Raw genomic sequence first — 12,077 nt, 5'->3', positions numbered from 1 at the left:
GGCGGCCGTGCAAGTCTTGCCCCTGCGGCAGGCCGGGAAAGATTTGCCGCCGAAAATCTTTCCCGTCGCCGACATTTCGAACCGGTCTCTTCCCGTATCCGCGGCCGAGCGAAGGCGCGCGCGCCATCAATATCGCCAGACTGGCGATCAATAAAAAAATGCGGTTGTTAATAATAGCGTGAATGGAAAAAACTGCTAATTTTTTCTGCCGTTTGGCAAAATCGCGGATTTTTTTCCTGCTTCCCGCGGGGTAAGCAAACGGGGTGTTCCAAAGCCGGAAAAACGGTGCTTATATGCGCGCTTCGCGAGCCTGATAGAGGGGCTTGGAAGAACATCAGGGAGTGCTCAATGAAAAAGAAACTCGCTTTTGCGGCCGCGTTGCTGGCCGCAAGCGTCCTGGGCGGCATGGCCAATGCAAAGACGCTTGTCTATTGCTCGGAAGCGTCGCCTGCCAATTTTGATCCAGGTACGACGACCGGCGGCAACGACTTCGATGCCTCGTCGCGTACCGTCTATTCGCGTCTGGTCGAATTCAAGCATGGCGGTACCGAGGTCGAGCCCGGCCTTGCCGACAAGTGGGAAATCTCCGACGACGGTCTGGTCTATACCTTCCACCTGCATCCGGGCGTGAAATTCCAGACCACCGATTTTTTCAAGCCGACCCGCGACCTCAATGCGGATGACGTGGTCTTCTCTTTCGATCGTCAGTTCAACAAGGCGAATCCCTGGAACGGTGACAAGTATCTGCCCAACCTGACCTGGGACTACTACACCGGCATGGACATGCCGAAATACGTCGCCAAGTGGGAAAAGGTCGATGACCTGACCGTCAAGCTGACGCTGACCGAGCCGAATGCGCCGATGCTGGCCAATCTCGGCATGGACTTCGCCTCGATCGTGTCGAAGGAATATGCCGACCAGCTGGAGAAGTCCGGCAAGATGGCCGATTTCTCCACCAAGCCTATCGGCACCGGTCCGTTCCAGTTCGCCGACTACCAGCTGGATTCGGTCATCCGCTATGCGGCCAACCCGGACTATTTCAAGGGCAAGGAGAAGATCGACGATCTCGTCTTCGCCATCACCCCTGACGCGACCGCCCGCATCCAGAAGGTGCTCGCCGGCGAATGCGACATCGCGCCCTATCCGAATCCTGCCGACATCGGCACGATCAAGGCCAACACCGACGTGACCCTGATGGATCAGGCCGGCCTGAACATCGGCTACATGAGCTACAACACCACCATCCCGCCGCTCGACAAGCCCGAGGTGCGCCATGCGCTCAACCAGGCCATCGACCGGGAATCGCTGATCAAGTCGCTGTTCCAGGACGCTGGCGCCACGCCGGCCGTAAACCTGATCCCGCCGACCATGTGGTCGTGGAACAAGGATGTGAAGTCCGACGCCTATGATCCGGAAGCCGCCAAGAAGGTGCTGGCCGCTGCCGGGCTCACGGAAATCCAGCTTTGGGCTTCCGACCGCGTTCGTCCTTACAACCCGAACTTCCAGCGTGCCGCCGAACTGATCCAGGCCGACTGGGCCAAGGTCGGCGTCAAGGCTGAGATCGTCAACTACGAGTGGACCAAGTATCGCTCGGAGGGCAAGAAGAAGGATCGTCCAGGCGCCTTCCAGATCGGCTGGACCGGCGACAATGGCGATCCGGACAACTTCTTCGCCACGCTGTTCGCCTGCTCCGCTATCGGCGTCTCGAACTACTCGAGCTGGTGCGACAAGGACTTCGAGGACCTGATCCAGAAGGCCAAGAAGACCAGCGACCAGGCCGAGCGCACCAAGCTCTACGAACAGGCGCAGGTGGTCTTCCAGAAGCAGGCTCCGGCGTTCCTGCTGGCGCATAGCCAAGTCTACGCGGTCGTGCGCAAGAATGTCAGCGGTTTCATGATGGACCCGCTCGGCATTCACCGCTTCGACGGCGTCGACAAAGCTGAATAAGACATAGAGTGGGGCGGCGCTCTAGGGCGCCGCCCCCTTCGCCATGCTCAAATATATTCTTCACAGAATTGCACTTTTGATTCCGACGCTTGTCGGCATCACTATCTGTGCCTTCGCCTTCGTCAGGCTGCTGCCCGGCGATCCCATCCTTGCCATGGCCGGTGAACACGGCGTGGCGCCGGCGCGCTACGAGGAGCTCAAGGAACAGTTCGGCTACAATCTGCCGATCTGGCAGCAATATGCCCGCTATGTCGGTGAGGTCGCCACCGGTGATTTCGGCGTCTCGATCTCGTCCAAGCGCCCGGTGATGGAGGAGTTCAAGACCCTCTTTCCGGCGACAATGGAGCTGTCGTTCTTCGCTATGATTTTCGCCATGGTGCTCGGCATTCCAGCCGGCATCTTCGCCGCGGTCAAGCGCGGCTCCTGGTTCGACCAGTCGCTGATGGGCACGGCGCTCGTCGGCTATTCCATGCCGATCTTCTGGTGGGGCCTGCTGCTGATCATCTTCTTCTCCGGCTACCTCGGCTGGACACCGGTTTCGGGCCGCATCGGCCTGCAGTTCTTCTTCAAGCCGATCACCGGCTTCATGACCATCGACACCCTGCTCTATGGCAAATGGGATGCCTTCCGGTCGGCCTTGAGCCACCTGGTCCTGCCGGCGATCGTGCTGGGCACCATCCCGCTCGCTGTGATCGCCCGCCAGACGCGTTCGGCCATGCTGGAAGTTCTGGGCGAGGACTATGTGCGCACGGCGCGCGCCAAGGGCTTGTCGCCGTCGCGGGTGGTCGGTCTGCATGCATTGCGCAACGCGCTCATCCCGGTGGTCACCACAATCGGCCTGCAGATCGGCACGCTGCTTGCCGGCGCCATCCTCACCGAAACCATCTTCGCCTGGCCGGGCATCGGCAAGTGGATGGTCGATTCCATCTTCAAGCGCGACTATGTCGTCGTGCAGTCAGGCTTGCTCTTGATCGCCCTCATCGTCATGGCTGTGAACCTTATCGTCGACGTGCTCTACGCCGTCATCAACCCGCGCATACGGGCCGCGTGATGAGCCAGTCGACCGAAGTCACCGCGCTCGCCGCCGGCAATCCTGACCGCCTGACCGGGTTCAGGACCTTCTGGCACTATTTTTCCGTCAACCGCGGCGCCGTGATCGGCCTGTTCGTCTTCATCCTTTTGGTGCTGGCGGCACTGTTTGCGCCGCTGCTGGCGCCCTATGCGCCCGACATTCAGGACAAGACCGCGTTTCTGAGACCGCCGGCCTGGCAGGCCGGCGGCAGCGCGCAATACCTGCTTGGCACCGATCCTGTCGGCCGCGACATCCTTTCGCGCCTGCTCTTCGGCGCGCGCTTTTCGCTGCTCATCGGCGCGGTCGTGGTCACGCTGGCGCTCACCGGCGGCATCACGCTCGGCCTGCTGGCCGGTTATTTCCGCGGCTGGGTCGACGTGGCGATCATGCGCCTGATGGACCTCATCCTGGCGTTCCCGTCGCTGCTCCTGGCGCTCGTCCTGGTCACCATTCTTGGCCCTGGCCTGTTCAATGCGATGCTGGCCATCGCGCTCGTCCTGCAGCCGCATTTCGCGCGGCTGGTGCGCGCCGCCGTGATGGCGGAAAAGAGCCGCGAGTATGTCGTGGCGGCGAAGGTCGCCGGCGCCGGCCATATCAGGCTGATGCTTCGCACCATCCTGCCGAATTGCCTGGGACCGCTGATCGTCCAGGGCACCTTGTCTTTCTCCAACGCCATTCTCGAAGCGGCCGCGCTGGGCTTCCTCGGCCTCGGCGCCCAACCGCCGACGCCCGAATGGGGCACGATGCTCGCTTCGGCGCGCGAATTCATCCTGCGCGCCTGGTGGGTGGTGACCTTCCCCGGCCTTGCGATCCTGATCACCGTGCTTGCCATCAATCTGATCGGCGACGGTCTGCGCGACGCGCTCGATCCGAAACTGAGGAGGTCGTGATGGCGCTGCTCGAGATCCAGAATCTCGTCGTCGAATTCCAGACCGCGTCAGGTCCGTTCCGGGCGGTCGACGGCGTGTCGCTGCATGTCGACGAACGCGAAGTGCTGGCCATCGTCGGCGAATCCGGCTCCGGCAAGTCGGTCTCGATGCTGGCGGTGATGGGCCTTCTGCCATGGACCGCCAAGGTCACCGCCGACCGCATGAGCTTCAATGGCCGCGAGCTTCTGAAGCTGAGCCCGGCCGAGCGGCGCAAGATCATCGGCAAGGACATATCGATGATCTTCCAGGAACCCATGGCCAGCCTCAATCCCTGCTTCACCGTGGGCTTCCAGATCGAAGAGGTTCTGCGCTTCCATATGGGCATGGACGGTGCACAACGCCGGGCGCGCGCCATCGAACTCCTGACGCAGGTCGGCATTGCCGAGCCAGCGGAACGGCTCAACTCATTCCCGCACCAGATGTCGGGCGGCCAGTGCCAGCGCGTCATGATCGCCATCGCCATCGCCTGCAATCCGAAGCTTCTGATCGCCGACGAGCCGACCACCGCGCTCGACGTCACCATCCAGAAGCAGATCCTCGATCTCCTGGTCTCGCTACAGGCCAAATACGGCATGGGCCTGATCATGATCACCCACAATATGGGCGTGGTGGCCGAGACCGCCGACCGCGTCATCGTCCAGTACAAGGGCCGCAAGATGGAAGAGGCCGACGTGCTGTCGCTGTTTGAATCGCCGAAGAGCAACTACACCCGCGCGCTTTTGTCGGCGCTGCCGGAGAATGCCGTCGGCGACCGGCTGCCGACCGTGTCCGACATGCTGTTCGAGCCGGCGCCCTCGGGAGCCGCCGCATGAGCATCAAGGTCGTCGAAGGCAAGAACATCGTACGCGACTACCATATTGGTGGCGGCCTGTTTCGCGGCCAGCGCACGGTGCATGCGGTCAAGGGCGTTTCGTTCAGCGTCGACAAGGGCAAGACGCTGGCCATCGTCGGTGAAAGCGGCTGTGGCAAGTCGACGCTTGCCCGCATCATCACGCTGATCGATCCGGCGACGTCGGGTGAGCTGTTCATCGACGGCAACAAGGTCGACATCGCCAGGAACGGATTGACCAAGGAGATGCGCCGCAAGGTGCAGATCGTCTTCCAGAACCCCTACGGGTCGCTCAATCCGCGCCAGAAGATCGGCGACGTGCTCGGCGAGCCGCTGCTCATCAACACCAACAAGCCGGCCGAGGAACGGCGCGACCTCGCCATGAAGATGCTGAAGAAGGTCGGCCTCGGACCCGAGCACTACAACCGCTACCCGCACATGTTCTCGGGCGGCCAGCGCCAGCGCATCGCCATTGCCCGCGCGCTGATGCTCAACCCGAGCCTGCTGGTGCTGGACGAGCCCGTCTCCGCGCTCGACCTGTCGGTGCAGGCGCAGGTGCTCAACCTGCTTGCCGACCTGCAGGACGAGTTCCAACTGACCTATGTCTTCATCAGCCACGACCTGTCCGTGGTGCGCTATATCGCTGACGATGTGATGGTGATGTATTTCGGTGAGGCGGTCGAATACGGCTCGCGCGAGGAGGTCTTCGCCGATCCCAAGCACAGCTACACCAGGACCCTGTTCGCGGCGACGCCGCGCGCCGACGTCGCCTCGATCAAGGCGAGGTTGGCGAAGAAGAAGGCCGCCTGACGCCGCGAGCCGCAGCGTCAGGTCAGAGCCATCTCGTTCAGGACAGTTTGGCGATGATGGCGCGTAGCGCCTCGCCGAAACGGTGGATCTCATCGACAGTGTTGTAGTGGACCAGCGAAGCGCGGATGGCGCCGCTGTCCATCGACAGGTTGAGACGCTTCATCAGGCGCGGCGCGTACATGTGGCCGTCGCGGATGCCGATCTGCATTTCGGCCATTTCCTCGACGATCCGCTGCGGCGACAGTTTGCCGATGTTGAAGCAGAAGGTCGGCACGCGCTCATTGATGCGGGCTTCATCGGCAACGCCGTAGATGGTCGCCCCGCAACCTTTCAGCACGGCGAGCATCTCGCGCGCCAGCAACAGCTCATAGTCGCGGATGGCGCCCATGCCGGCGACGATGTTGTCGCGCCGCGAGCGGTTGTTGGATGGCGCAAGGTTGCGGCCGATCAGTTCCAGATACTGCACGGCGGCATCCATGCCCGAGACATTCTCGTAGATGAAGGTGCCGGCCTCGACCTTGTAGGGCGGCTCGTCCGGGATGAAATCCTCGCGGAAGGTTGGCAGCCGCTTCAGCGTTTCGAAACGGCCCCACAGGAAGCCCATATGCGGCGAGAAATTCTTGTAGCCGGAACAGACGAGGTAGTCGCAGTCCCAGGCTTGCACGTCGATCAGCCCATGCGGCCCGTAATGCACGCAGTCGAGGAACACTTCCGCGCCGGCCGCGTGCGCGATCCTGGCCACCGAGGCGACATCGACGATCGAGCCGATCGAATGCGCCGTCACCGTGCAGGCGACGAGGCGGGTGCGATCGGAAACCAGCGGGCGCAAATCGTCGACATGCAGGTTGCCGTCGTCGCGCATCCGCCACCATTTGAATTTGGCGCCGGCGGACTCCAGCGCCAGCCATGTGGCGATATTGGCATCGTGGTCCATGTCGGTGATGACGATCTCGTCGCGCTCCTGAAGCATCTGGCCGATGCCGAGGCTGACCAGGCGGATGAACGAGGTGGCGTTCATGCCGAAGCAGATTTCCGAGGGACTGGTGGCGTTGATCAGCAAGGCCACGCTCGCGCGCGCATCGGCGACCGCTTGGTCGACGGCGACGCTGCGGCCATAGCGGCCGCCGCGCTGCACATTGTGCGCGATTAGATGGTTGGTCACCGCGTCGAGCACGCTCTGCGGGATCTGCGCGCCGGCGGCGTTGTCCAGGAAGATAAAGTCGCCGGCCTGCTGCAGGGCTGGAAACATGGCGCGGATGGTGTCGACGGGGAACGCGGCGGCGTTCGCATTGTGGGCTTGATGCTTGTTCACGGGTACGCTCCTGCGAAGGACTTGGCGGTTGGGATCAGTTGGCGCGGTCAGCGCGTCTTCTCGGTCTTGAAGCGGCGCTCGAGCAGGCTGACGAGGCGGACCATCGGCCAGAGGAAGATAAGATAGACAAGCGCCGCGCCGATCAGCGGCGAGGGGTTGGCGTAGAGCGACTGCGCGTTGGTCGCTTCCTTCAGGAGTTCCGGCAGCGCCACGGTCGAGGCGAGCGAGGTGTCCTTGAACATCGAGACGCAATTGCTCGTCATCGGCGGGATGACCACGCGCACCGCCTGCGGCAGCACCACCTTGCGCAAGGTCAGCAGGAACGGCAGGCCAAGCGCCTGCGCCGCCTCGAACTGGCCGCGTGGAATGCTTTCGATGCCGGAACGGAACACTTCGCTCGAATAGGCCGACATGATGATGGCAAACGCGGTCACCGCCGAGGTCCAGGACGACAGGCGTATGCCAAGGAAAGGCAGCGCATAGTAGATCAGGATCAGCACGACCAGCACCGGCAGGGCGCGGAAGATGTCGGTGTAGCCGATCGCGAGCCACCGCAGCGGCTTCGGCGCGTAGAGCCGCAGCAGGCTGATCACTAGGCCGACGGGGATGCCGATGCCGATGCTGAGCAGTCCGAGCAGCAGCGTGTTCAGGAAGCCGCGCAGCAGCGCCGGCAGGCTGGACATGATGACATCGGGGTTGAAGAAAGTGTCCAGCAGCGACATGGGAGCGTTCCCGAACCGTTTTGCGTCCCGTGACGCCAGAGCAAAGGGTGCTCAGTTAAAATTCATAGGCCTCGCCGATGGCGAGACGATTTGCGCCGAAGCTGGCGCCAGAGCATCAAATGAATCGTGCCGGCCTGGAAAGCCGGCACGATTTCAGTGCATTGCCGCTCAGGCCTTCGGCAGCGGCATTTCCTTGACCGTCGAAGAGTCGGCTGGGGCGTCGCTGCCGAACCACTTCTTGTGGATCGCGGCCAGCGTGCCGTCCTTCTTCATCGCGGTCAGGGCGTCGTTCAGCTTGCCGAGCAGCGGGTGGTCCTTGGTCATCATCAGGCCGTACTGTTCGCCGGTCTTGATGCGCTCCTTGACGGTCAGGTCCTTCATCTTGGTGAAGGAATACTGCATGCCCGGAATGTCGCTGACGGCGGCGTCGACGCGGCCGGCGCTGAGGTCGAGCAGCAGGTTCTGCTGCGTGTCGTAGCCCTTCACGTCGCTGAAGCCGTCAGCCTCCTGATGCGCCTTGACCCAGGTTTCGCCGGTCGAACCGGACAGCACGCCGACAATCTTGCCCTTGAGGTCGGCCTCGGCCTTGATCGGGCTGTCGGTCTTGGTGGCGATGCCCATGTCGGAATCATAGTAAGGCTGCGTGAACGACTGCGACTTCAGCCGCTCCGGCGTGATGGTGATCGACGAGATGGCGACGTCGATGCGCTTCGACGTCGTGGCGGCGAACAGCGCCTGGAAGCCGAGGTCGGCGATATCGGTGGTCATGCCGACGCGCTTGGCCGCCTCGTTGACGATGTCGACCTCAAAGCCCTCGAAGGTGCCGCTCTCGTTCTTGTACTCGAAGGGCGGATTGGTCGGGTAGGCGCCGACATTCAGCACGTCGGCGGCATAAGCGGTGGCGGGGCCGGCGGCGATACCGATGGCGGCAGCGAGAAGAAGCAGATTGCGGCGAGTGAAGCTCATTTGTGTTCCCTCTGTTGTTGATCGGGCGGGTTGGCCCCGCACGGTTTTTTGCCGCCCCACCTCCGGCGGGGCGTCAATTCATGGCAGCGACCATGCGGTCGAGCGCGGTCGCTATCTGGTCGCGTTCACGGCAGACGCACATACGCAGGAAGGCCGTTGCCGAACTTCCGAACAGATGGCCAGGCGCCAGGCCGACACGCGCCGTCTCCAGGATCTTGGCGCAGGCCTGCCGGGCATCACTTTCGCCTTCCAAGGCAAAGAAGGCATACATGCCGCCGCGCGGTTTCGCCGGCAGGATGACGCCCGGAATCTGCGCCAGCCGGATATAGGCGAGGTCGAGGCCGGTCCTGATCCGCTGCCTGATCTCCTCGACCAGCGGTTCGCCCTGGCGGATGGCCGCAACAGCGCCGGCCTGGATCGGAGCCGCCGTGCCGCTGTTGATATACTGGGTCATGGCGCCGAGCTGGTCGGCCACCCCGGACGGATGCGTCAGCCAGCCAATGCGCCAGCCGGTCATCGCCCAGGCCTTGGAGAAGCTGTTGACCGACAGCACCCGGTCGCCGTCCTCGGCGATCTGCAGGATCGAGGGAGCAACGTCGCCATCGAAATAGAGCCGGCCATAGACCTCGTCGGAGATGATCCAGATGCCGGTGCGCCGGCTGAAGTCGAGCAGGGCCTGCATCTCCTGGCGCGACGCGGTCCAGCCGGTCGGGTTGGAGGGCGTTGACAGGAAGATCGCCCGCGTGCGCGCGTCGCAGGTCGCGAACAGCCGGTCGAGGTCGAGATGCCAGTCGCCCTTGAAGTCGAGCGAAAACGGCCGCGGCTCACCGCCGATCAGGTGGATGGCGTTGTGGATGTTGGGCCATTGCGGCGCGACATAGACGACATTGGTGCCAGTATCGACCAGCAGCTCGAGCGCCAGGTACAAGGCCTGCATGCCGCCCGGCGTGACGGTGGTGCGCGCGATGGGGATCGGTCGGCCGTGCAGGCGCGTCTGGTACTCTGACAGCGCTTCGTTCAGGGGCCCATGGCCACGCATATTGGGAACGTAGAAGGTGAGGCCCTCATCGAAGGCTGCCTTGGCAGCGTCGCGGATGAAGGCCGGCGTCACCATGTCGCCTTCGCCATACCAGAGCGCGATCACGTCGCCGAGCTCGCGCGCACGCACGGCGAGGTTGGCGATGTTCTCGGTGTGCAGATCACGGATTTGAGCGCGCACGCCATCGAGAGCATAGCGCGCGCTGGACGATGATTGGGGCAGCATGAACGACAAGGACTGAACCCTTTGAACCCACCCGGAGCACCACGATGGACTGGCCGGCAAGCCCGTCCGGCACGGCAGGCGCCATCGACTTTGGAATGCTTATCCAAACCACGACACTTTTCAAGGCAAAAGTTTTAAGCTTAAAAAGTTTCGCCGGCCTGTGGCCTGGCCGATACGCTCTTTTGTGTTGGCTGCGCTCGTCTCACGCCAATTCGTCGCGTGCGGCGGCACAGTTGGCCGCGGCGCCGGCGCCGAGGAACATCGTGTCGCTGGCCAGGATGAAGAAGCTGGCGCCGATGGCTGCCCATTGCCCGACAGGCTGCGGGCTGGCGCAAAATATGCCGGCGGCCTTGTCGTGCGCGGTCGTCACACCGATGATCGTCCGGATCGCCGCATTCAGCCTGTCGGCGCCCTTCGTTCCGATCGCATCGATCGACACCGAAAGGTCGCCCGGGCCAACGAAGATAACGTCGACGCCGTCGACGGCGGCGATCGCTTCGATATTGGCCAGCCCCTCTGATGTCTCCACCTGGACCGCGACGACGATCCTGTCATTCGCGCCGGCAAGATATTCGGGAATGCGATAGCCGTAGCCGGCGGCACGGCCGGGGCCGACGCCGCGCTCGCCCAGTGGCGGATAGCGCGAGGCTTTCACGGCTGCTTCGGCCTGGGCAGCGGTCGAGACACGAGGGATCAGCACGCCTTGCGCACCGCTGTCCAGCGCTGCCTGGATCGCTTCTGGCGCATGACCGGGAACGCGCACCATCGCCGGCACGCGATGGACGTCAGCCGCCCGAACCATGCTCTCGATCATGTCGCGCGAGATCTGGGCATGCTCCCAGTCGATGCAGAGGAAGTCGAGGCCGGACAGCGCCATCACCTCGACCGCGACGGGATGAGGAATGGCGGCAAACGAACCGATGAGGCTCGTCTTGCCGGTGCATTTCTGGCGGAACTCGCTCATGCCGATCCCCTTTCTCGTCCTGCCCGAATCCATATCCGCAAACGATGGCGAGGCGAAGCTATTTCATGCTTGAAATATTTTCACGGAACCGTAGCGTGCCATCTCCCGCCGAGAGGTCGCGACATGAAGAAATCACATCCCCTGCACGGCTCCAACAAACTGAAGCTTGGCGTGTTTTCGACCAATGCGGATGGTGGCCTTGCCATCACCGACGTGCCGGAACGCTGGGCGGCAAGCTGGCGGGACAATCTGACGGCGGCCCAGATCGCCGACCGCGCCGGCCTGGAGTTCATGCTGCCGATCGCGCGCTGGCGCGGTTTTGGCGGCCGCAACAAGGTGCGCGAATGGTCGTTCGAGACTTTCACCTGGGCGGCGGCCCTTGCCGTGGCCACCGAACAGATCGGCCTGTTCATGACCGTGCATGTGCCGCTCGTGCATCCGCTCTATGCCGCCAAGGCGCTGGCGACGGTCGACCACATCAGCCAGGGCCGCGCCGGGCTCAACATCGTCTGTGGCTGGAACCCCAAGGAATTCGGCATGTTCGGCACGCCGCTGGTCGAGAAGGGCTACGATCAGGCGGCCGAGTGGATCGAAATCCTCGAAAAGCTTTATGCGTCGGCCGAGCCGCTCGATTATGAAGGCACCTATTACCATCTCAAGGAGGCGGTGAGCCGGCCGGCCAGTCTGCAGATGCCGCGCCCGGTGACCATGAACGCCGCGTTCGGCGGGCCGGGCCGCGATTTCGCCGCCGCCAGATGCGACTATCTGTTCACGACCTTTTCCGAAATGAGCGATGCCGGCAAGCATGTCGCCGATATCAGCGAACGGGCCGACAAAGTGGGCCGAGATGTCGGCGTCTACACGGTGGCGCATGTCGTATGTCGCCCGACGATGGAAGAGTCGCGGGCCTATTACACCCGCTATGCCGTTGATATGGCCGACCACGATGCGGTCGATGCCCATATGGCTGGCAAGAAGGAATTCTCGCAATCGCACGACCCGCACGCCTACGACCGCTACCGGCAGCGCTTTGCTGGCGGCGCCGGTACGTACCCGCTGATCGGAACGCCGGAAACGATCGCCGCCGAAATGGTCGCCATTGCCGAGCACGGCTATCAGGGCATCGCGCTGTCCTTCGTCAACTACACGCAGGAACTGCCCTATTTTTGCGACCACGTGCTGCCGCTGCTGAGGCAAGCTGGGCTTCGCGAATAAATTATTCGGGACGGACACTTGTTCCGGAGATTGGTTATTCCTGAACA

Annotated in this window: 11 protein-coding genes; 6 read left to right on the top strand and 5 right to left on the bottom strand. The window is 62.9% G+C overall.

Going from position 1 to position 12,077, the window contains the following annotated elements; all coding sequences use genetic code 11:
• Positions 1-348: 348 nt before the first annotated feature.
• From AC56QQ_RS34090 to AC56QQ_RS34070, 5 genes are read left to right on the top strand one after another with little or no spacing between them, the layout of a single operon-like run.
• Positions 349-1,947 carry an ABC transporter substrate-binding protein gene (locus AC56QQ_RS34090; protein WP_497124930.1) on the top strand — a complete coding sequence of 533 codons (1,599 nt, stop codon included), beginning with the start codon at positions 349-351 and terminating at the stop codon, positions 1,945-1,947.
• 43 nt (positions 1,948-1,990) lie between these two features.
• A complete protein-coding gene (locus tag AC56QQ_RS34085) occupies positions 1,991-2,998 on the top strand; it encodes an ABC transporter permease subunit (protein ID WP_269906038.1) in 1,008 nt (335 codons plus the stop codon).
• Positions 2,998-3,909, top strand: a complete 912-nt coding sequence (locus AC56QQ_RS34080) for an ABC transporter permease subunit (RefSeq protein ID WP_256749028.1) — start codon at positions 2,998-3,000, stop codon at positions 3,907-3,909. The genes AC56QQ_RS34085 and AC56QQ_RS34080 overlap by 1 nt, the downstream gene beginning before the upstream one ends.
• A complete protein-coding gene (locus AC56QQ_RS34075) occupies positions 3,909-4,760 on the top strand; it encodes an ABC transporter ATP-binding protein (protein ID WP_256749027.1) in 852 nt (283 codons plus the stop codon). Before AC56QQ_RS34080 ends, AC56QQ_RS34075 begins: the two co-directional genes overlap by 1 nt.
• Positions 4,757-5,587 carry a dipeptide ABC transporter ATP-binding protein gene (locus AC56QQ_RS34070; protein ID WP_497124929.1) on the top strand — a complete coding sequence of 277 codons (831 nt, stop codon included), beginning with the start codon at positions 4,757-4,759 and terminating at the stop codon, positions 5,585-5,587. The genes AC56QQ_RS34075 and AC56QQ_RS34070 overlap by 4 nt, the downstream gene beginning before the upstream one ends.
• Positions 5,588-5,624: 37 nt before the next feature.
• On the opposite strand, the gene AC56QQ_RS34065 is transcribed toward AC56QQ_RS34070, so the two are convergent.
• The 5 genes from AC56QQ_RS34065 to AC56QQ_RS34045 all read right to left on the bottom strand — a co-directional run bounded on the left by AC56QQ_RS34065 (position 5,625) and on the right by AC56QQ_RS34045 (position 10,815).
• Entirely contained in the window at positions 5,625-6,899 is a 1,275-nt protein-coding gene (locus AC56QQ_RS34065) for a cysteine desulfurase-like protein (protein WP_497124928.1), read from the bottom strand.
• Positions 6,900-6,946: 47 nt separating this feature from the next.
• Complete coding sequence (locus tag AC56QQ_RS34060) at positions 6,947-7,621, bottom strand: amino acid ABC transporter permease (RefSeq protein ID WP_497124927.1); 675 nt, start codon at positions 7,619-7,621, stop codon at positions 6,947-6,949.
• Between the two features lie 168 nt (positions 7,622-7,789).
• Positions 7,790-8,587: an ABC transporter substrate-binding protein gene (locus AC56QQ_RS34055; RefSeq protein ID WP_091584467.1), complete on the bottom strand. Its 798-nt coding sequence runs from the start codon at positions 8,585-8,587 to the stop codon at positions 7,790-7,792.
• A 73-nt stretch (positions 8,588-8,660) separates the two neighbouring features.
• Positions 8,661-9,851 carry a pyridoxal phosphate-dependent aminotransferase gene (locus AC56QQ_RS34050; RefSeq protein WP_489863598.1) on the bottom strand — a complete coding sequence of 397 codons (1,191 nt, stop codon included), beginning with the start codon at positions 9,849-9,851 and terminating at the stop codon, positions 8,661-8,663.
• Positions 9,852-10,053: 202 nt separating this feature from the next.
• Complete coding sequence (locus AC56QQ_RS34045) at positions 10,054-10,815, bottom strand: HpcH/HpaI aldolase family protein (RefSeq protein WP_497124926.1); 762 nt, start codon at positions 10,813-10,815, stop codon at positions 10,054-10,056.
• 123 nt (positions 10,816-10,938) lie between these two features.
• Here AC56QQ_RS34045 and AC56QQ_RS34040 point away from each other — a divergent pair, with 123 nt between their 5' ends.
• A complete protein-coding gene (locus tag AC56QQ_RS34040) occupies positions 10,939-12,030 on the top strand; it encodes an LLM class flavin-dependent oxidoreductase (protein ID WP_497124924.1) in 1,092 nt (363 codons plus the stop codon).
• Positions 12,031-12,077: the final 47 nt, after the last annotated feature.

The sequence above is a fragment of the Mesorhizobium sp. RCAM 05099 genome (assembly GCF_059683685.1).
This window is presented reverse-complemented; position numbering and strand designations above follow the sequence as displayed.

What these genes read in the sequence shown, in the direction of transcription:
- AC56QQ_RS34090 (WP_497124930.1), top strand. Translation starts at nt 349, where the DNA reads ATGAAAAAGAAACTCGCTTTTGCGGCCGCGTTGCTGGCCGCAAGCGTC.
- AC56QQ_RS34085 (WP_269906038.1), top strand. Translation starts at nt 1,991, where the DNA reads ATGCTCAAATATATTCTTCACAGAATTGCACTTTTGATTCCGACGCTT.
- AC56QQ_RS34080 (WP_256749028.1), top strand. Translation starts at nt 2,998, where the DNA reads ATGAGCCAGTCGACCGAAGTCACCGCGCTCGCCGCCGGCAATCCTGAC.
- AC56QQ_RS34075 (WP_256749027.1), top strand. Translation starts at nt 3,909, where the DNA reads ATGGCGCTGCTCGAGATCCAGAATCTCGTCGTCGAATTCCAGACCGCG.
- AC56QQ_RS34070 (WP_497124929.1), top strand. Translation starts at nt 4,757, where the DNA reads ATGAGCATCAAGGTCGTCGAAGGCAAGAACATCGTACGCGACTACCAT.
- AC56QQ_RS34060 (WP_497124927.1), bottom strand. Translation starts at nt 7,621, where the DNA reads ATGTCGCTGCTGGACACTTTCTTCAACCCCGATGTCATCATGTCCAGC.
- AC56QQ_RS34055 (WP_091584467.1), bottom strand. Translation starts at nt 8,587, where the DNA reads ATGAGCTTCACTCGCCGCAATCTGCTTCTTCTCGCTGCCGCCATCGGT.
- AC56QQ_RS34050 (WP_489863598.1), bottom strand. Translation starts at nt 9,851, where the DNA reads ATGCTGCCCCAATCATCGTCCAGCGCGCGCTATGCTCTCGATGGCGTG.
- AC56QQ_RS34045 (WP_497124926.1), bottom strand. Translation starts at nt 10,815, where the DNA reads ATGAGCGAGTTCCGCCAGAAATGCACCGGCAAGACGAGCCTCATCGGT.
- AC56QQ_RS34040 (WP_497124924.1), top strand. Translation starts at nt 10,939, where the DNA reads ATGAAGAAATCACATCCCCTGCACGGCTCCAACAAACTGAAGCTTGGC.